Source organism: Niallia sp. FSL W8-0635 (genome assembly GCF_038007965.1).
GTDB lineage: Bacteria > Bacillota > Bacilli > Bacillales > Cytobacillaceae > Niallia.
In genome coordinates this window covers 399332-418232 of the sequence record NZ_JBBOYD010000001.1, presented here as the reverse complement: position 1 = coordinate 418232, position 18901 = coordinate 399332, and the positions used below count along the sequence as shown (strand labels likewise).

Annotated in this window: 14 protein-coding genes, 12 tRNA genes and 3 rRNA genes; 2 read left to right on the top strand and 27 right to left on the bottom strand. The window is 40.5% G+C overall.

What is annotated here, in order from left to right; all coding sequences use genetic code 11:
* Positions 1–486, bottom strand: a complete 486-nt coding sequence (gene moaC, locus NYE52_RS02215) for a cyclic pyranopterin monophosphate synthase MoaC (protein WP_341191566.1) — start codon at positions 484–486, stop codon at positions 1–3.
* A 139-nt stretch (positions 487–625) separates the two neighbouring features.
* Between moaC and NYE52_RS02210 the strand changes: the two genes are divergently transcribed.
* The gene (locus tag NYE52_RS02210) at positions 626–2554 is read left to right on the top strand and encodes an ABC-F family ATP-binding cassette domain-containing protein (protein ID WP_341191565.1); all 1929 of its coding nucleotides are present in this window, start codon (positions 626–628) and stop codon (positions 2552–2554) included.
* 190 nt (positions 2555–2744) lie between these two features.
* Here the strand turns inward: NYE52_RS02210 and tsaD are convergent, their stop codons facing one another.
* The 20 genes from tsaD to NYE52_RS02110 form a co-directional block, all read right to left on the bottom strand.
* On the bottom strand, positions 2745–3779 hold the full coding sequence (gene tsaD, locus NYE52_RS02205; RefSeq protein ID WP_341191564.1) for a tRNA (adenosine(37)-N6)-threonylcarbamoyltransferase complex transferase subunit TsaD: 1035 nt from the start codon (positions 3777–3779) through the stop codon (positions 2745–2747).
* Positions 3776–4222 carry a ribosomal protein S18-alanine N-acetyltransferase gene (gene rimI / locus NYE52_RS02200; RefSeq protein ID WP_341191563.1) on the bottom strand — a complete coding sequence of 149 codons (447 nt, stop codon included), beginning with the start codon at positions 4220–4222 and terminating at the stop codon, positions 3776–3778. The genes tsaD and rimI overlap by 4 nt, the downstream gene beginning before the upstream one ends.
* On the bottom strand, positions 4222–4938 hold the full coding sequence (gene tsaB, locus NYE52_RS02195) for a tRNA (adenosine(37)-N6)-threonylcarbamoyltransferase complex dimerization subunit type 1 TsaB (protein ID WP_341191562.1): 717 nt from the start codon (positions 4936–4938) through the stop codon (positions 4222–4224). The genes rimI and tsaB overlap by 1 nt, the downstream gene beginning before the upstream one ends.
* Positions 4935–5390, bottom strand: a complete 456-nt coding sequence (gene tsaE, locus NYE52_RS02190) for a tRNA (adenosine(37)-N6)-threonylcarbamoyltransferase complex ATPase subunit type 1 TsaE (protein ID WP_341191561.1) — start codon at positions 5388–5390, stop codon at positions 4935–4937. The genes tsaB and tsaE overlap by 4 nt, the downstream gene beginning before the upstream one ends.
* A 277-nt stretch (positions 5391–5667) precedes the next feature.
* Positions 5668–5741: transfer RNA gene (locus NYE52_RS02185), tRNA-Met, on the bottom strand.
* Between the two features lie 19 nt (positions 5742–5760).
* Positions 5761–5877, bottom strand: a 5S ribosomal RNA gene (gene rrf, locus NYE52_RS02180).
* A gap of 223 nt (positions 5878–6100) precedes the next feature.
* Positions 6101–9035: ribosomal RNA gene (locus tag NYE52_RS02175) — 23S ribosomal RNA — on the bottom strand.
* Positions 9036–9393: 358 nt separating this feature from the next.
* Positions 9394–10941: ribosomal RNA gene (locus tag NYE52_RS02170) — 16S ribosomal RNA — on the bottom strand.
* Together the 16S, 23S and 5S rRNA genes with 12 tRNA genes alongside form the textbook arrangement of a ribosomal RNA operon.
* 123 nt (positions 10942–11064) lie before the next feature.
* Positions 11065–11138, bottom strand: a tRNA-Gly gene (locus tag NYE52_RS02165).
* 38 nt (positions 11139–11176) lie between these two features.
* A tRNA-Pro gene (locus NYE52_RS02160) sits at positions 11177–11253 on the bottom strand.
* Between the two features lie 4 nt (positions 11254–11257).
* Positions 11258–11334: transfer RNA gene (locus NYE52_RS02155), tRNA-Arg, on the bottom strand.
* 64 nt (positions 11335–11398) lie between these two features.
* A tRNA-Leu gene (locus NYE52_RS02150) sits at positions 11399–11481 on the bottom strand.
* Positions 11482–11532: 51 nt separating this feature from the next.
* Positions 11533–11617, bottom strand: a tRNA-Leu gene (locus NYE52_RS02145).
* Positions 11618–11635: 18 nt separating this feature from the next.
* Positions 11636–11711: transfer RNA gene (locus tag NYE52_RS02140), tRNA-Lys, on the bottom strand.
* 1 nt (position 11712) lies between these two features.
* Positions 11713–11787 (bottom strand) — tRNA-Gln (locus NYE52_RS02135).
* Positions 11788–11803: 16 nt separating this feature from the next.
* Positions 11804–11880: transfer RNA gene (locus NYE52_RS02130), tRNA-Asp, on the bottom strand.
* Positions 11881–11905: 25 nt separating this feature from the next.
* Positions 11906–11977: transfer RNA gene (locus NYE52_RS02125), tRNA-Glu, on the bottom strand.
* A gap of 19 nt (positions 11978–11996) precedes the next feature.
* Positions 11997–12087 (bottom strand) — tRNA-Ser (locus NYE52_RS02120).
* Between the two features lie 4 nt (positions 12088–12091).
* Positions 12092–12166, bottom strand: a tRNA-Asn gene (locus NYE52_RS02115).
* 157 nt (positions 12167–12323) lie between these two features.
* Positions 12324–12800 carry a SprT family protein gene (locus NYE52_RS02110; protein ID WP_341191560.1) on the bottom strand — a complete coding sequence of 159 codons (477 nt, stop codon included), beginning with the start codon at positions 12798–12800 and terminating at the stop codon, positions 12324–12326.
* Positions 12801–13007: 207 nt separating this feature from the next.
* Here NYE52_RS02110 and cmpA point away from each other — a divergent pair, with 207 nt between their 5' ends.
* On the top strand, positions 13008–13124 hold the full coding sequence (cmpA, locus tag NYE52_RS02105) for a cortex morphogenetic protein CmpA (RefSeq protein ID WP_341191559.1): 117 nt from the start codon (positions 13008–13010) through the stop codon (positions 13122–13124).
* Positions 13125–13243: 119 nt separating this feature from the next.
* On the opposite strand, the gene NYE52_RS02100 is transcribed toward cmpA, so the two are convergent.
* The 6 genes from NYE52_RS02100 to NYE52_RS02075 all read right to left on the bottom strand — a co-directional run bounded on the left by NYE52_RS02100 (position 13244) and on the right by NYE52_RS02075 (position 18890).
* Positions 13244–15433: a Tex family protein gene (locus tag NYE52_RS02100; RefSeq protein ID WP_341191558.1), complete on the bottom strand. Its 2190-nt coding sequence runs from the start codon at positions 15431–15433 to the stop codon at positions 13244–13246.
* A 223-nt stretch (positions 15434–15656) separates the two neighbouring features.
* Positions 15657–16253, bottom strand: coding sequence for a PP2C family serine/threonine-protein phosphatase (locus NYE52_RS02095; protein ID WP_341191557.1), 597 nt, complete (start codon positions 16251–16253; stop codon positions 15657–15659).
* A complete protein-coding gene (sigB, locus tag NYE52_RS02090) occupies positions 16250–17047 on the bottom strand; it encodes an RNA polymerase sigma factor SigB (protein ID WP_341191556.1) in 798 nt (265 codons plus the stop codon). The genes NYE52_RS02095 and sigB overlap by 4 nt, the downstream gene beginning before the upstream one ends.
* Positions 17025–17495, bottom strand: coding sequence for an anti-sigma B factor RsbW (rsbW, locus tag NYE52_RS02085; RefSeq protein WP_341191555.1), 471 nt, complete (start codon positions 17493–17495; stop codon positions 17025–17027). Before rsbW ends, sigB begins: the two co-directional genes overlap by 23 nt.
* Positions 17492–17824 carry an anti-sigma factor antagonist gene (locus NYE52_RS02080; protein WP_341191554.1) on the bottom strand — a complete coding sequence of 111 codons (333 nt, stop codon included), beginning with the start codon at positions 17822–17824 and terminating at the stop codon, positions 17492–17494. The genes rsbW and NYE52_RS02080 overlap by 4 nt, the downstream gene beginning before the upstream one ends.
* A gap of 55 nt (positions 17825–17879) precedes the next feature.
* On the bottom strand, positions 17880–18890 hold the full coding sequence (locus NYE52_RS02075) for a PP2C family protein-serine/threonine phosphatase (protein ID WP_341191553.1): 1011 nt from the start codon (positions 18888–18890) through the stop codon (positions 17880–17882).
* Positions 18891–18901 lie beyond the last annotated feature (11 nt).

Genomic DNA, 18901 nt, shown 5'->3' with positions numbered 1-18901 from the left:
CTAACGCTCTCTCTTGTAATCGCCGCTTTTCCCACCTGATTTCTCGACTAAATAAGTGTGGCCAATTACCATCCCTTTATCCATACTTTTACACATATCATAAATCGTTAACGCTGTAACAGATGCAGCAGTCAATGCTTCCATTTCCACGCCTGTACTTCCAACTGTCTTTACCGTTGCAGTAATAATCAATTGATAATCTTCCGCATATTCTTCCCATTGAAACGATATATCGACACCCTTCAACATAATAGGGTGACACATAGGTATGATGTCAGCCGTCTTTTTAGCAGCCATTATTCCTGCTACTTGGGCAACAGCTAGTACATCCCCTTTTTTTATTTCCCGCTTTGTGATTTTCTCATAGATTTCTTTACTTACTTTAATACTAGATAGAGCAACAGCTATGCGAGCGGTTTCAGTTTTTTCTGATATATCAACCATTTTCGCACGGCCTTCCTTATTAAAATGTGTAAACTCCCCCATAATAACACCTCTAAGCAAAATGATACACTATTTTAAGGAGAATGTGTATTTATTATCACTTTTTTCCCGTTTCCCCTTTATTGCAGGATAACATATTTATAGGTTACACTTATGGTACATAATCCCCTGAGGTGAAGAAATGATACTATTACAAGTAAATCAGCTATCGAAGCATTTTGGAGCTGAACTTATCTTATCAAATATAAAATTAGAAGTACAAACGAGAGACCGAATCGCACTAGTGGGAAGAAACGGTGCTGGTAAATCTACCCTATTAAAAATAATTGCTGGGCAACTATCCTATGACTCCGGTGAAATCATAAAGCCGAAAAATGTCGAAATAGGCTATCTTGCTCAAAACACTGGTCTCGAATCAAGTCTTTCGATTTGGGATGAGATGCTGACTGTCTTCCACGATCTTCAAGTTAAAGAAAAGCATTTAAGAAAACTGGAACAACAGATGTCAGATCCTAACACAATCGAAAATACAGACGCCTTCGAGAAAATTTTAAAAGAATATGACCACCGTCAATTTGAATTTAAAGAAAGCGGCGGCTATCAATACGAAGCCGATATTCGTTCCGTTTTACACGGACTTAACTTTAATACATTCGATTACAGTACAAAAATCTCTACCTTAAGTGGTGGTCAGAAAACAAGATTAGCTCTAGCAAAGCTTCTGCTAACTACACCAGATATTCTCATATTAGATGAGCCTACAAACCATCTGGATATTGAGACATTATCTTGGCTAGAGCAATATTTACAAGGCTACAATGGTGCTGTGTTAATCGTTTCCCATGACCGTTATTTCCTTGATAAAGTAGTAACTCAAGTGTACGAAATATCAAGACACCATATTCAAAAGTTTATTGGTAACTATAGCGGTTATCTTGAGCAAAAAGCGGCAAATTATGAGCGAGAAATGAAACTTTACGAAAAGCAACAAGATGAAATTGCGAAACTAGAAACATTCATTCAAAAAAACCTGGCGCGAGCGTCAACAACCAAAAGAGCGCAAAGCCGTAGAAAAACATTGGACAGAATGGATAGAATGGATCGTCCTGACGGCAATGAAAAATCGGCATCCTTTGGCTTTGAAATTACGAAGCAAACAGGAAATGATGTATTAAAAATTACTGACCTTTCCATTGGTTATAAAGATAGTACGGTATCTGAGCATATTTCCTTCCAAATAAATAGAGGAGATAGTGTTGCTCTTGTTGGTCCAAATGGTGTTGGGAAATCAACGCTATTAAAAACAATCATTGATAAACTGCCTAAGCATGCTGGCTCCATAGCACTAGGATCAAATGTCATGATTGGATACTACGATCAAGAACAAGCAGAACTAACCTCCAATAAACGAGTACTAAATGAGTTATGGGATGATTTTCCACTTACACCTGAAAAAGATATCCGGACCGTCCTTGGCAATTTCTTATTTTCAGGAGACGATGTTTTAAAAATTGTAAATTCATTAAGTGGTGGAGAAAAGGCACGTCTCGCATTATCAAAGCTAATGATGGAAAAACCAAATGTCTTAATCTTGGACGAGCCTACAAACCATTTAGACTTAGATAGTAAAGAAGTGCTTGAAAATGCCTTGATTGACTACCCAGGTACCATTCTTTTTGTTTCACATGATCGTTATTTTATTAATAGGATTGCGACAAAAGTGATTGAATTAGATAAGAAGGGATCCACAGAATTCTTAGGCGACTATGATTATTATGTGGAAAAAAAGTTGGAGCAAGCAGAAATTCAAGCATTAGAAGCAACTAACGCTATACAACAAGCACAACATACTGGAACAGAAGAAAAAAGCTCTTACCAAATGAGCAAGGAAGCACAAAAAATAGAACGACAAAGAATAAGAAGAATTGAAGAAATAGAAACAACTATTGAAGAAATAGAAACAAAAATTTCGGAACATGAAACGCTTCTATGCGAGCCTGAAATTTTCCAAGATCATGAAAAGGTTCTAGAGATAAATAATAGCCTTGAGCAATTGAAAGATCAAATGGAACGTTTAATGGATGAATGGACCGAATTATCAGATAAGTAAAAAGTACTGGGTAATCATTTACCCAGTACTTTTTTTCCACATTTTTATCCACATATTAAGGAGTTATATTATAAGCTTTCCACATATTTATCCACATTATCCACAAACACATAATAAATTACTCACATTATCCACAGAATGTGTATATAACATCATATTTATTCACAATGACGCATATAGGGAAAAAGTCTTACTCTATTCCATTGTGGATTGTTATATCTAATCCTGGATTTCCGTTCAAATCCAATTGTGCACGCTGCCCTTTTTCAAAGAAAATAGTTCCTGCTGCAGCAATCATTGCCGCATTATCTGTACATAATGCTAATGGTGGAATCGTTAATTTTACAGAATCTAGCTCTTTAAACTTATCCACAAGTGCAGTTCTAAGTCCTTTATTAGCAGCAACCCCACCAGCTAATACAACCTGCTTCACTTGGTACTGCTCTGCCGCCTCGACAGTCTTTGCAACCAATACTTCCACAACACTTTCCTGAAAGCTAGCTGCTAAATCTTCTGGTCTAATAACTTCTCCTCGTTGCTCTGCGTTATGCACAGTGTTAATAACTGCTGATTTCAATCCACTGAAACTAAAATCATACGTGCCTTCTATCCATGCTCTTGGTAGTTTAACCGCATCAGGATTCCCTTCTGCTGCTAGTCGATCAATATGAGGCCCCCCTGGATAAGGAAGATTAAGTGTTCTCGCAACTTTATCATACGCCTCTCCAGCAGCATCATCTCTTGTTTCTCCAATAACTTCAAAATGACCATGCTCTTTCATTAATACTAATTCTGTATGCCCACCAGAAACCACAAGTGCTAATAAAGGAAACTCCAAGTTATCCACAAGCTGATTGGCATAAATATGACCCGCAATATGATGTACACCAATAAGGGGGATATCCTGTGCAAAACTAATCGCTTTAGCAGCATTCACTCCTATTAAAAGTGCTCCTACTAAACCAGGTCCTTCTGTTACGGCAATAGCATCGATTTCTTCATAAGTAATATCCGCCTTGGAAAGTGCTTCTTCTATTACAAGCGTAATTTGCTCCACATGATGTCTCGAAGCAATTTCTGGAACAACCCCACCAAATCGTTTATGACTTTCAATTTGAGATGACACGATATTTGAAAGAATTTCCTTTCCATTTTTCACAATCGAAACTGCTGTTTCATCACAGCTTGTTTCCATACCCATTATAATCACATTATTATTTTTCATAATTTCACCCACATTACTAAAGCATCTTCTTGATTATCTGTATAATACTTCTTTCTGATAGCCCCATTTTGAAACCCTAGTTTTCTATATAAATTCTGCGCCACGACATTTGTTACGCGTACTTCTAAAGTCATAGAAATCGCACCAAGCTTCCTTGCCTCTTCCATTATCATTGTAAGCAATGTTTCACCAAGCTTCTTCCCTCTATACTCAGGCAGAATCGCGATATTTGTAATATGGGCTTCATCTACCACTATCCATACTCCACAATATCCGACAAGTTCTTTTCCATGCTGGATAACCATATATTTTGCAAACCGATTTTGCGTTAACTCATTATAAAAAGCCTCTTTACTCCAAGGTGTAGTAAATGAGATTGTTTCTATTTCAAAAACATTATCGATATCCGCTACTGTCATATATCGAAATTCAAATGCTGACATTATCCCCTGTCTTCCTTTTTCTCTTTTTTATTTGCTTTTAACCAATTCGCCTCTGCCTCTGCTAACCGAATATAATTAGGTGTAAACGTATGTATCGCTTCCTCTGGTTTTGATTCACCTAACATCGCAAGGATAGACGGTCTCGGATTAAAGTCCACTGCATCTGCTAGATAAGCAAAATCACCTAATCCATCCTTTAAGGTTTCCTCATGAAGAGGTAAATCATTCCCAACAAACAATACGCATTGCTTCAATGGAGCAAGCTGCTGAACCCAATCTTTAGATAAAATCAATTGATCATTTTTTATTATTTCAACGTCATTTTTGGTAATTTGATAAAGCCCTGTATAAATCTGTCCTCTTCTAGCATCGAAAAGTGGCGACACATAACCATCAAAATATCGTCCAGCAGATGCAGCGAGTACTTCTAGACTAGAAACACCTACTAATGGAATATTTAATGTCCAAGCAAGTGTTTTTGCAATGGTTACCCCAATCCGAACACCTGTATAAGATCCTGGTCCTTTTGCTACCACAATTTTGGTAAGATCTTTTGGCTTTATCTCGCATTCCTTCATTAATTGCTCAATTGCAGGCATCGCTCTAATCGAATGGTTTTTTTTCAGATTTGTAATATATTCCCCAATTACCTTTCCATCTTCATATAAAGCGATTCCTAAAACAAAATTTGATGTATCTATTGCTAATATCTTCATTCAAATAACTCCTTACATAATTGCATATAGCGCGAACCTTTAGGTGTTAAAACAATTTTTCTTCCTGAAGTGCTGTTATAAAATAATTGTATTTGTAATAACTCCATAGGCAATTGATCCTCAATTAAGTGGGCCCATTCTACAACAGTAACTCCATCCCCTTCGAAATACTCATCAAAGCCTAAATCTTCCTCGCTATTCTTTAATCGATAAACATCCATATGGTAAAGCGGTAAATTCCCTTTGTACTCCTTAATTATCGTAAAGGTTGGACTATTAACTGTTTTGGTTACTCCTAATCCTTTCGCTATTCCTTTTGTAAAAGTTGTTTTGCCAGCGCCAAGATCACCTTCTAAAGTAATTACATCTCCCGCTTCTAAAAGCAAGCCAATTCGCTCTGCAAAATCAATCGTTTCTTCCGCATTATCTGCCTTCCATTCAAAGTTATCCATACATTACTCCTAATACAAAATTTAATAAAGGTAATATCTTTTATTATACTCAATAAACGAATGAGTCTAAAGGTAGTCTCCTTGTTTTTTCGAGGAAACTAAGTAGTTTCTTCCTATTTCCTAAAAAAATGCAAATTAATAATGTTTTCGCTTCTTTTTATCACTTGCTAAATCAGTCTGTTCACTTAGTTATCCACAGTCTCTCCATTTTAAAGTTTCTTAGACGAACAAAAAAAAATCCTTAGGTTTCTTCCTAAGGATTTTTTTCATTGTTTGATTGCGGGGACAGGATTTGAACCTGCGACCTTCGGGTTATGAGCCCGACGAGCTACCAGACTGCTCCACCCCGCGACGATATAAAATAATAAAAGCCTGGCGACGTCCTACTCTCACAGGGGGAGAACCCCCAACTACCATCGGCGCTGAGAAGCTTAACTTCCGTGTTCGGTATGGGAACGGGTGTGACCTTCTCGCTATCGCCACCAGACTATTTATTTTTGAGAGTTATTCCCTCAAAACTAGATTATGAAGTAAAGATAAGAAATGAGTAATCAATATTGTCCAGCTCCAACGCCTATCGCCTATCAAACTTCCGATCATCTCCCTACGATAAGTCAACATCGATTCACTTACGTTCATCGTGTTTCCTTTATCTCAGTCGACGCTCTTCCAGTTTGTACGCCGATAAACAGGCGTTTCCGCTTTTCGTTTTAGTTAAGTCCTCGATCTATTAGTATCAGTCAGCTCCACATGTCGCCACGCTTCCACCTCTGACCTATCAACCTGATCATCTTTCAGGGATCTTACTAGCTTACGCTATGGGAAATCTCATCTTGAGGGGGGCTTCATGCTTAGATGCTTTCAGCACTTATCCCTTCCGCACATAGCTACCCAGCGATGCCTTTGGCAAGACAACTGGTACACCAGCGGTGCGTCCATCCCGGTCCTCTCGTACTAAGGACAGCTCCTCTCAAATTTCCTACGCCCACGACGGATAGGGACCGAACTGTCTCACGACGTTCTGAACCCAGCTCGCGTACCGCTTTAATGGGCGAACAGCCCAACCCTTGGGACCGACTACAGCCCCAGGATGCGATGAGCCGACATCGAGGTGCCAAACCTCCCCGTCGATGTGGACTCTTGGGGGAGATAAGCCTGTTATCCCCGGGGTAGCTTTTATCCGTTGAGCGATGGCCCTTCCATGCGGAACCACCGGATCACTAAGCCCGACTTTCGTCCCTGCTCGACTTGTAGGTCTCGCAGTCAAGCTCCCTTGTGCCTTTACACTCTACGAATGATTTCCAACCATTCTGAGGGAACCTTTGGGCGCCTCCGTTACTTTTTAGGAGGCGACCGCCCCAGTCAAACTGCCCACCTGACACTGTCTCCCACCCCGATAAGGGGTGCGGGTTAGAATGTCAATACAGCCAGGGTAGTATCCCACCAATGCCTCCACCGAAGCTGGCGCTCCGGCTTCCAAGGCTCCTACCTATCCTGTACAAGCTGTACCAAAATTCAATATCAGGCTGCAGTAAAGCTCCACGGGGTCTTTCCGTCCTGTCGCGGGTAACCTGCATCTTCACAGGTACTATAATTTCACCGAGTCTCTCGTTGAGACAGTGCCCAGATCGTTACACCTTTCGTGCGGGTCGGAACTTACCCGACAAGGAATTTCGCTACCTTAGGACCGTTATAGTTACGGCCGCCGTTTACTGGGGCTTCAATTCAGAGCTTCGCGCGAACGCTAACCCCTCCTCTTAACCTTCCAGCACCGGGCAGGTGTCAGCCCCTATACTTCGCCTTGCGGCTTCGCAGAGACCTGTGTTTTTGCTAAACAGTCGCCTGGGCCTATTCACTGCGGCTCTCTCGGGCTTTAACACCCAAAAGAGCACCCCTTCTCCCGAAGTTACGGGGTCATTTTGCCGAGTTCCTTAACGAGAGTTCTCTCGCTCACCTTAGGATTCTCTCCTCGCCTACCTGTGTCGGTTTGCGGTACGGGCACCATAAATCTCGCTAGAGGCTTTTCTTGGCAGTGTGGAATCAGGAACTTCGGTACTATATTTCCCTCGCCGTCACAGCTCCGCCGTATGGTAATGGGATTTGCCTCATTACCGGCCTAACTGCTTGGACGTGCTAATCCAACAGCACGCTTACCCTATCCTCCTGCGTCCCCCCATTGCTCAAACGATTTAAAGGTGGTACAGGAATATCAACCTGTTGTCCATCGCCTACGCTTTTCAGCCTCGGCTTAGGTCCCGACTAACCCTGAGCGGACGAGCCTTCCTCAGGAAACCTTAGGCATTCGGTGGATGAGATTCTCACTCATCTTTCGCTACTCATACCGGCATTCTCACTTCTAAGCGCTCCACCAGTCCTTACGGTCTAGCTTCAACGCCCTTAGAACGCTCTCCTACCACTGACATCATAGATGTCAATCCACAGCTTCGGTGATACGTTTAGCCCCGGTACATTTTCGGCGCAGAGTCACTCGACCAGTGAGCTATTACGCACTCTTTAAATGGTGGCTGCTTCTAAGCCAACATCCTGGTTGTCTAAGCAACTCCACATCCTTTTCCACTTAACGTATACTTTGGGACCTTAGCTGGTGGTCTGGGCTGTTTCCCTCTTGACCACGGATCTTATCACTCGTAGTCTGACTCCCAAGAATAAGTATTTGGCATTCGGAGTTTGTCTGAATTCGGTAACCCGATGGGGGCCCCTAGTCCAAACAGTGCTCTACCTCCAATACTCTAAATCTTGAGGCTAGCCCTAAAGCTATTTCGGAGAGAACCAGCTATCTCCAAGTTCGATTGGAATTTCTCCGCTACCCACACCTCATCCCCGCACTTTTCAACGTGCGTGGGTTCGGGCCTCCATCCAGTGTTACCTGGACTTCACCCTGGACATGGGTAGATCACCTGGTTTCGGGTCTACAACCACATACTATTTCGCCCTATTCAGACTCGCTTTCGCTGCGGCTCCGTCTTATCAACTTAACCTCGCATGTAATCGTAACTCGCCGGTTCATTCTACAAAAGGCACGCTATCACCCATAAAAGGGCTCTAACTACTTGTAGGCACACGGTTTCAGGATCTATTTCACTCCCCTTCCGGGGTGCTTTTCACCTTTCCCTCACGGTACTGGTTCACTATCGGTCACTAGGGAGTATTTAGCCTTGGGAGATGGTCCTCCCTGCTTCCGACGGGATTTCTCGTGTCCCGCCGTACTCAGGATACACTCAAGAGGGAACGAAGTTTCGACTACAGGGTTTTTACCTTCTACGACTGACCTTTCCAGATCGATTCGTCTACCCCGTTCCTTTGTAACTCCATATAGAGTGTCCTACAACCCCAAGAGGCAAGCCTCTTGGTTTGGGCTAATCCCGTTTCGCTCGCCGCTACTCAGGGAATCGCGTTTGCTTTCTCTTCCTCCGGGTACTTAGATGTTTCAGTTCCCCGGGTCTGCCTTCAGTACCCTATGTATTCAGGTAAAGATTCTATCCCATTACGGATAGAGGGTTTCCCCATTCGGAAATCTCTGGATCAAAGCTTACTTACAGCTCCCCAAAGCATATCGGTGTTAATCCCGTCCTTCATCGGCTCCTAGTGCCAAGGCATCCACCGTGCGCCCTTTCTAACTTAACTTAGTTTCGACCAAAGATAAGCGGCGTATCTCTTCGTCAGCTCTCTCACTCTGCTCCTCACGTACTAGCGTACGCTCCGGTGCTCGCTCGGTCGCTTCCTTGACCTACTTGCTTCTCTTTGCTCTCAAATCTTTGAATGAGTATTCGATTAATACGATTACTTTTCAAAGAAGTAATTCTCTAAAATAGAGAATCTAAGATGGCGATTACTCGGTTTCTTTCTTGTTTTTACTATTCATAATCTAGTTTTCAAGGAACAATTGGCTTATTATAAGCCTACTTTTGAGGAATTGCTCCCTCAAAACTGAACAACAAATCGTCAACAATCTTTGATGGAATGTAAATTCCATTTTCCTTAGAAAGGAGGTGATCCAGCCGCACCTTCCGATACGGCTACCTTGTTACGACTTCACCCCAATCATCTATCCCACCTTAGGCGGCTGGCTCCTTACGGTTACCCCACCGACTTCGGGTGTTACAAACTCTCGTGGTGTGACGGGCGGTGTGTACAAGGCCCGGGAACGTATTCACCGCGGCATGCTGATCCGCGATTACTAGCGATTCCAGCTTCATGTAGGCGAGTTGCAGCCTACAATCCGAACTGAGAATGGTTTTATGGGATTTGCTCGACCTCGCGGTTTTGCTGCCCTTTGTACCATCCATTGTAGCACGTGTGTAGCCCAGGTCATAAGGGGCATGATGATTTGACGTCATCCCCACCTTCCTCCGGTTTGTCACCGGCAGTCACCTTAGAGTGCCCAACTTAATGCTGGCAACTAAGATCAAGGGTTGCGCTCGTTGCGGGACTTAACCCAACATCTCACGACACGAGCTGACGACAACCATGCACCACCTGTCACTCTGTCCCCCGAAGGGGAACGTCCTATCTCTAGGAGTGTCAGAGGATGTCAAGACCTGGTAAGGTTCTTCGCGTTGCTTCGAATTAAACCACATGCTCCACCGCTTGTGCGGGCCCCCGTCAATTCCTTTGAGTTTCAGCCTTGCGGCCGTACTCCCCAGGCGGAGTGCTTAATGCGTTTGCTGCAGCACTAAAGGGCGGAAACCCTCTAACACTTAGCACTCATCGTTTACGGCGTGGACTACCAGGGTATCTAATCCTGTTTGCTCCCCACGCTTTCGCGCCTCAGCGTCAGTTACAGACCAAAGAGTCGCCTTCGCCACTGGTGTTCCTCCACATCTCTACGCATTTCACCGCTACACGTGGAATTCCACTCTTCTCTTCTGCACTCAAGTCCCCCAGTTTCCAATGACCCTCCACGGTTGAGCCGTGGGCTTTCACATCAGACTTAAAGGACCGCCTGCGCGCGCTTTACGCCCAATAATTCCGGACAACGCTTGCCACCTACGTATTACCGCGGCTGCTGGCACGTAGTTAGCCGTGGCTTTCTGGTTAGGTACCGTCAAGGTACAAGCAGTTACTCTTGTACTTGTTCTTCCCTAACAACAGAGTTTTACGATCCGAAAACCTTCATCACTCACGCGGCGTTGCTCCGTCAGACTTTCGTCCATTGCGGAAGATTCCCTACTGCTGCCTCCCGTAGGAGTCTGGGCCGTGTCTCAGTCCCAGTGTGGCCGATCACCCTCTCAGGTCGGCTACGCATCGTTGCCTTGGTGAGCCGTTACCTCACCAACTAGCTAATGCGCCGCGGGCCCATCTGTAAGTGACAGCGTAAACCGTCTTTCAGCTTTTCTACATGAGTAGAAAAGGATTATCCGGTATTAGCTCCGGTTTCCCGAAGTTATCCCAGTCTTACAGGCAGGTTGCCCACGTGTTACTCACCCGTCCGCCGCTAACTTTAAAAGCAAGCTTTTAAAGTCCGCTCGACTTGCATGTATTAGGCACGCCGCCAGCGTTCGTCCTGAGCCAGGATCAAACTCTCCAATAAAGAGTTGATTAGCTCATTGCTAAACTCTAGCTTTTGTTACTTTTTTTGTTTTACAACTAAGTTATAAAACGATTATTGTTGACGTTTGTTTGTTCAGTTTTCAAAGAGCAATAATAAATAATTTGGAGCGGGTGATGGGAATCGAACCCACGACATCAGCTTGGAAGGCTGAGGTTTTACCATTAAACTACACCCGCATTATAAGGTTAGTATTTATTTTCAAACTTGATATCAATGGTCGGGAAGACAGGATTCGAACCTGCGACCCCTTGGTCCCAAACCAAGTGCTCTACCAAGCTGAGCTACTTCCCGAATATGGCGCGCCCGAAAGGAGTCGAACCCATAACCTTCTGATCCGTAGTCAGACGCTCTATCCAATTGAGCTACGGGCGCATATTTCCGAAAGCGACTTTATAATCATACAACATATTTTATCGGCTGTCAACACTTTTTTTGATGCGGCCGAGAGGACTTGAACCTCCACGGGGTTGCCCCCACTAGGCCCTCAACCTAGCGCGTCTGCCATTCCGCCACGACCGCACTACAAGAGATAATTTATTGTATATTCATAAATCTTTTTCGTTTATTAGATGGTGCGGGTGAAGGGAGTCGAACCCCCACGCCTTGCGGCGCTAGATCCTAAGTCTAGTGCGTCTGCCAATTCCGCCACACCCGCTTATTCTAATATATATAATGGTGAGCCATGGAGGATTCGAACCTCCGACCCTCTGATTAAAAGTCAGATGCTCTACCGACTGAGCTAATGGCTCGTGGCTGGGCTAGCTGGATTCGAACCAACGAGTGACGGAGTCAAAGTCCGTTGCCTTACCGCTTGGCTATAGCCCAATAAACAAAATATAAATGGCGGTCCGGACGGGACTCGAACCCGCGACCTCCTGCGTGACAGGCAGGCATTCTAACCAACTGAACTACCGGACCAATTTTTCTAAGAATAAATAACAAATGACCCGTACGGGATTCGAACCCGTGTTACCGCCGTGAAAGGGCGGTGTCTTAACCGCTTGACCAACGGGCCATAATTTTAAATTGCTTTCTGGCGGAGAAGGAGGGATTTGAACCCTCGCGCCGCTCACGCGACCTACACCCTTAGCAGGGGCGCCTCTTCAGCCTCTTGAGTACTTCCCCAAAATGGCTCCGCAGGTAGGACTCGAACCTACGACCGTTCGGTTAACAGCCGAATGCTCTACCACTGAGCTACTGCGGAATAATATTTATCGACTTGTCCACTATCAAACTAGATAGTCATTAACAGTTATCTTAATCAGCTGCTTTCTTGTCGACTCTTTATATTATAGGGACATATAAACAATAAGTCAAGCACCTTTCAAAACTTTTTTTTATATAAATCCCATATTTAAAAATCACTTATCTATACTGATTATTTCTTCTAATTTTAATCTCCCTCTACATTTTCCACAAACATACTTATTTATATCCATTCTTTTTTTTCTAGTATATTTTTGTTTACATGAAACACAAGAATAAATAAGTACTCTCTTCGCTTTCCCTTTCTTCATTTCAATTGGTAAGGAAGAACAAAATCTGGGACCTCCAACACTTTTTAAAAGGATCTTAAAATCAGCATCCTTATGTTGATACCCCCTGTTTAATAAATGAAGATGATAATGGCATAATTCATGCTTGATAATACCTATTAACTCCTCTAATCCCATTACTTCATAATAGGTTTTATTAATTTCAATATTATGAGTGCTTAATAAATATCTTCCACCAGTAGTTCTTAATCTAGGATTAAAAGATGCTTTATGTTCAAACTTTCTTTTAAAATATTCCCATGAAATACCCTCAACTAAACCTTGTAATTCCTCATTTGTCATCGTTTTGCTTATCCCTCCTCAACAAGACAAACTATTATAGCATACAATAATCTTATAACTTACCAAAACTAATACAATCATAAATTTCAGAGCAAATATAACATATTCTTTAACCGTTACTTTAATGAACATTCTAAAAAAGTGAAAAAACGATTTTCGTTCTTACTGTTCTTCACTTAGCTAACAATCAGACAAGGAGTGAGTATAATGCCTAATTGGTTACAAAACCAAATCAAAAAAGCTTTCTATGAAAAAAACAGCTATCAAGTAAAGCTATTAAATCAATGTTGGTATTACTATCGCCGTAAAAATACTCCTAGTTAACCGCCAGTTATTGCTCGTTTATGCATACGGAATACTTCACTGTTCCTAATTATCCAATAAATTAATTAGGATTGCCTGCATTTTCATCTTTTTTAACACAGGCAATCCCCTCGTTATTATTATTTCTCGTCTTTTGGACTTAACATGGTAAGCGCAACTCTTCCTTTATTATGGTCTACACTGTCTACCCAAACAGTAACAACATCTCCCACACTTACTATATCAAGTGGATGCTTAACAAACTTATTACTTAGCTTAGAAATATGAACTAAACCATCTTGTTTTACTCCAATGTCTATAAATGCCCCGAAATCAACTACATTTCGAACAGTGCCCTGAAGTTCCATTCCAGTTTGTAGATCTTCTAGCTTCAATACATCCTTTCGTAATAACGGCGCAGGAAGATCTTCACGTGGATCTCTAGATGGTCGAACTAACGCATCGATAATATCCTTTAACGTAAGTTCTCCAATATTAAGTTCTTCTGCAATTCCCTTCATTTCCACTTTCATTAAGACTTCTTTTAACTCAGGAGTACCAATATCTTTTGACGTAAATCCTATTTTAGACAAGAGTTTTTTCACTTCATCATAATGCTCAGGGTGGATACCTGTTCTATCTAGAGGCTCTTTGCCATCCAATACACGCAAGAAACCGATTGCTTGTTCGTAGGTTTTCGCTCCTAAACGTGGTATCTTCTTTAATTGTTTACGATCGCTAAATTTCCCTTCTTCTTCCCTTTTCTTTACGATATTATTAGCAACAGTTTTGGAAAGACCTGCAACATATTGCAATAAAGAAGAAGATGCCGTATTTACATTTACTCCAACTTGGTTAACTGCAGTTTCTACAACAAAATGCAAGGATTCTGCCAATTTCTTTTGTGATACATCATGTTGATATTGACCAACACCAACAGATTTCGGATCAATTTTCACAAGTTCTGCTAGTGGATCTTGTAATCGCCTTGCAATCGACACTGCACTTCTTTCTTCTACTTGAAAATCCGGAAATTCTTCTCTTGCAATTTCCGAAGCAGAATAAACACTTGCTCCTGCTTCATTCACGATTAAATAGTAGATGTCTTTCTTCTGCTTGTTTAACATTTCTGCAACAAATTGTTCTGTCTCTCTAGAAGCTGTTCCATTTCCTACCGCTACCATTTCAATGTCATAGCGATCAAGTATACTTTGGAATTTAGTAGCTGCCTCTGCTTTTTTGGATGCAGGAGGATGTGGATAAATCACACCGATTTCTAATACTTTTCCCGTTTCATCCACTACCGCTAATTTACAGCCTGTTCGATAAGCTGGATCTACTCCAAGAACCATTTTTCCTTTAAGAGGTGGCTGCAATAATAGATTTCTAAGATTTTCCGAGAAAATATGTATTGCTTGTTCTTCAGCCTTTTCTGTTAACTCGTTTCTTATTTCCCTTTCAATGGAAGGCTGAATAAGTCGTTTATAGCCATCTTCTATCGCCTCTTTAATAATTACTGTTGCAGGAGAGTACTCATTTGTTATCCACTTTTTCTCTAAGTATTCTGTAATCATTTCTAGTGGAACAGTAATGGCTACTTTTAAAATATCTTCTTTTTCTCCTCTATTTAAAGCTAGTGTACGGTGAGGAACAATCTTATTTACTGGCTCTTCATATTCATAATACATCTCATATATATTTTTTTCGTCCTTCTCTACATTTTTAGAGCTAGATTGAATTTTCCCAGTAAGCATTGTTTTGCTTCTAATCCACTTTCTACTTTCTGCATCATCCGATATGCGTTCTGCTAGAATATCTTTTGCTCCATTTATCACATCTTCCATTGTTAGCACTTCTTTTTCTTCGGAGAGATATTTACGCGCTTCCTCTTCTATAGAGCTTTCCTTCTTCATACTTAATAACCATTCTGCAAAAGGCTCTAATCCTTTTTCTTTTGCAATAGTTGCTTTTGTTCGGCGTTTTTGCTTATAAGGACGATACAAGTCTTCTACTTCTTGCAACTTGATTGCCTTGAGAATACTAGTACGCAATTCTTCTGTAAGCTTACCCTGCTCCTCGATTAAACGAATAACCTCTTCTTTTCTTTGCGCCAAGTTTTGAATATATGTATAGCGATCGATAATGTCCTTAATTTGCACTTCATCTAGTGCACCTGTTTGTTCTTTTCTATATCGAGCAATAAAAGGAACTGTATTCCCATCTTCTATTAGCGTAATAACACTTTTCACCTGTTTAATCGATACACTCTGTTCTTTTGCTATAATAGATAAATAATCCTGTCCTTTTTCCTGTTCCAAAACTTTCTCCATACCACTCACTATCCTTTCTATTCCATCGAGCAATCACTAAAAAACAATATTCCCAATACCTTTATCCACTAAAAGTGAAAACTTTTATTTTCCTATTTCCATTTTATCAAAAGGAATAGAGAAAGCCTATTATCGACAAGAAGGAATTTATATTCCATCGGTTAGTAGGTATTGTTTAATACCTCTTCATTGCTCTATTTAGACAAAAAGAAAAAGCCTACTTTTAAAGCAAGCTTCCCAATATAAAGGTAGAATCATCATCCAAGTTATTATATTTCCCTACGATGTCATCTGCTATCGCGCTAATTGGTAAATACCCCTTCAGCAAATTTTTAATACCTTGGATATTAAATCCATCGGAAAAAACAAGGAATTTCGCATGATTTTCAAAAGTAAACCGTTGTGTATGATAATGTTGAGGTCTTCCAGATAAGTAACCCGTTACCGGGAGTGGATAAGTCAATTTGCCCGAAGGAGAATAAAGAAAGAATCGAATATTACCTACACAGCTATAAACAATGGTCTTTGAAGCATAGTTTATTTTAAAAACACAAACCGCGGCGCCTCTTTTCTTTATAAGAACATTGTTTGATAGTTCCATTAATTCCTCTACTGATTTTGTATGATTTTCTTCAATCATCTCAGTAACTGCAACGGATGCTTCATTTGCGTATTCACCACTACCGAGACCATCAGCTAATACACAAACAAAGTATTCATCCGTTGAAGTATAATAAAAACTATCTCCGCAAAGGGTTTTCCCTTTCTTACTAGTCTGATAGGAAAGTACGTGGACATGATTATCTTTTAATTCGTTCATAAAATAAACTCCGAATTATTGGATTCTGCCTGTATTGCTTCTTGTAGCTTTTTGATTGCTCTTCTCTGAAGCCTTGAAACATGCATTTGAGATATCCCTAGCTTCTCTCCAGCTTCCTTCTGACTAAGATTATCCAAATATGTATATTGAATAATACTTTTTTCTCGCTCTGTTAATACATGCAATACTTTTTCTAACACTAGTTTTTGATTTACTTTTTCAAAGCCTTGATCCACATCTCCTACAATATCCAAGAGGGTAACTGTTCCCCCTTCTGAATCTGCTTCAATCGAATGATCAACAGATAAAGCCTGATAGCTTCTACCCATTTCCATTGCTTCTAATACTTCTTCTTCGGATACTTGTAAGTAATCAGCAATTTCATTTACCTTTGGAGAACGTTGCAAATCAGTCGTAAGCTCTTCGACTGTTTTCTTTATTTTTGGACCAAGTTCTTTAATTCGTCGTGGTACATGAACACTCCATGTTTTATCTCTTAAAAACCGTTTAATTTCACCAATAATAGTTGGCACAGCAAAAGCCTCAAAACTCTTACCGAAACTTTCATCATAACGTTGAATAGCTCCTATTAATCCAATGATTCCCACTTGCGCAATATCTTCGTGAAACATTTTTCCTTTTGAATATTTTCTTGCAAGCATTTCTACTAAATCACGATAATTTATGACGAGTTTCTCTTGGGCTTTCTCGTTTTGATTGAGTTGAAAATCTTTTATTAATTTATTTACTTCTTCTTTTGATAAATGGCGATTAGGTTGAGATTGTTTCTGCATCCCTCTCCACCTGCTCTCCTTCGAGGTATTTAGTCATGAAAACAGTTACCCCGTTATTATGGTGAATCTTTACTTCATCCATTAATGTTTCGATCAAGTATAGGCCAAGTCCTCCTTCACGAAGAAATTCCACTGACTCATCTTGTTCATACGGACCTAAATCTTTTGTTGTAGAATGAAAATCAAAGCTCTTTCCATTATCGGCAACTATGACTTCTAGGCGATCGTTATATAATCGAAATCCAATTAATACTTCTCCTGCGTCTTTATTTTTATACGCATGTTGCACAGCATTGGTACATGCTTCACTAGTAGCTATCTTTAAATCTTCAATTTCATCATAGCTAAAGCCCATTCTGCTTGCAATTCCAGATAAAGTTAATCGGATAATACCTACATACTCTGGTTTAGAAGGAATTTTCATTTCGATGTACTCAAAATGACTCATTGGATTCCACCTTCTATCTTACTATTTATGTCTATAATATCTGCCAATCCAGTGATTTCAAATAACCTGATTAAGCGGCTTGATAGACCAATTAGCTTGAATTCACCATTATTTGCTCGGACATTCTTAAATATGCCTACAAATACTCCTAAACCAGTACTGTCCATATAGTTAACATCTGATAAATCTATTACCATTTTCATTCCTTCCTTTTCGGAAAAGGAATAAATTCGTTCTCTTAATTTCGGAGCAGTATACGCATCAATTTCACCAGAAACTTTAACTTCTACATCCAATTCTTTTTCCTTCACATCTATTATGATATTCATCCCGACCCACCTTTACATTATTACGATATTGTCTTTTACCCCATCAATTACGACGTTAAACTTCTCTTTTAAAAATAATTAAAGTGAAATCATCTCGTAATTGGAAATCTTGAATTTTTTCTAATTCTTTATAGACATTTTTGACAATATCTTGTGCATCTAAGTGCATATGTTTTCTTATGTATCCAAGAAGAATTTCTTTATCAATAAAGCCTTCTTTCGTTCTACTTTCTGTTACTCCATCTGACATTAATACAATCATGTCTCCTGGATAAATCTGTTTTGCAAATTGTTGATATTTTGTTTTTTTGTCCACACCTAGGAGCAAACCCTTTGTTTTGAGCTCACTAAACTGTTTTGTTTCGGCTTGATAATATAACCCTGGTTCATGACCAGCAGATGCATAGTGAAATACATGTGACAATACATCATATGCTCCATAAAACATCGTAATGAACATACTAGGATCTACATTTTGCTCTACTACCCTATTTAAATTCTCTAATACATTGCTTGGTTTATTCCTATTTTCTGGGAGACTATCCATCGCATACTTAATCATCGACATGCACATAGCAGCAGGGATTCCCTTTCCAATCACATCCGCTATAGCAATATTAATAACTTGATCATCATCATGAACAAAGTGGTAATAATCCCCATTCATCATTTTAGCAGGAACACTAATTGCGCCAATATCTAACCCTTCTGCTTTTGGAATATCGGTACTTAATAATGTTTGTTGTACATTTGCAGCGATTTCCATCTCACTTCTTAATTCTTGTTGAACATGGCGAAGGCTTTGATGTTCTCTATATGCAAATCCATAGCCTATCATGACCTCTAAAAGAATATCAAAGGATTTCGTAACATATTCAGGAATATCTGGATATAAATCCATTAGAATAGATTTATGTAAACTGATTATATCTTCTGGTGATATTTTTTGTTCAATCGATTTCCTACTAAACTTCTGCCCTTGATAAAGCGCCTGTTCAGATTCATCTTTAATATAGTTCACTAGAAGATCTCGATACTTAGATTCCATCATTTCTCGGAAATCCATTATCTCTCCCC

Bases quoted from the DNA above. Each gene is read 5' to 3' on its own strand.
- NYE52_RS02075 (WP_341191553.1), bottom strand. From the start codon at position 18,890: ATGGATTTCCGAGAAATGATGGAATCTAAGTATCGAGATCTTCTAGTG.
- NYE52_RS02080 (WP_341191554.1), bottom strand. From the start codon at position 17,824: ATGAATATCATAATAGATGTGAAGGAAAAAGAATTGGATGTAGAAGTT.
- tsaE (WP_341191561.1), bottom strand. From the start codon at position 5,390: ATGGATAACTTTGAATGGAAGGCAGATAATGCGGAAGAAACGATTGAT.
- tsaB (WP_341191562.1), bottom strand. From the start codon at position 4,938: ATGAAGATATTAGCAATAGATACATCAAATTTTGTTTTAGGAATCGCT.
- rimI (WP_341191563.1), bottom strand. From the start codon at position 4,222: ATGTCAGCATTTGAATTTCGATATATGACAGTAGCGGATATCGATAAT.
- sigB (WP_341191556.1), bottom strand. From the start codon at position 17,047: ATGCAGAAACAATCTCAACCTAATCGCCATTTATCAAAAGAAGAAGTA.
- NYE52_RS02095 (WP_341191557.1), bottom strand. From the start codon at position 16,253: ATGAACGAATTAAAAGATAATCATGTCCACGTACTTTCCTATCAGACT.
- tsaD (WP_341191564.1), bottom strand. From the start codon at position 3,779: ATGAAAAATAATAATGTGATTATAATGGGTATGGAAACAAGCTGTGAT.
- NYE52_RS02100 (WP_341191558.1), bottom strand. From the start codon at position 15,433: ATGGAGAAAGTTTTGGAACAGGAAAAAGGACAGGATTATTTATCTATT.
- rsbW (WP_341191555.1), bottom strand. From the start codon at position 17,495: ATGAGTCATTTTGAGTACATCGAAATGAAAATTCCTTCTAAACCAGAG.
- NYE52_RS02110 (WP_341191560.1), bottom strand. From the start codon at position 12,800: ATGACAAATGAGGAATTACAAGGTTTAGTTGAGGGTATTTCATGGGAA.
- moaC (WP_341191566.1), bottom strand. From the start codon at position 486: ATGGGGGAGTTTACACATTTTAATAAGGAAGGCCGTGCGAAAATGGTT.
- cmpA (WP_341191559.1), top strand. From the start codon at position 13,008: ATGCCTAATTGGTTACAAAACCAAATCAAAAAAGCTTTCTATGAAAAA.
- NYE52_RS02210 (WP_341191565.1), top strand. From the start codon at position 626: ATGATACTATTACAAGTAAATCAGCTATCGAAGCATTTTGGAGCTGAA.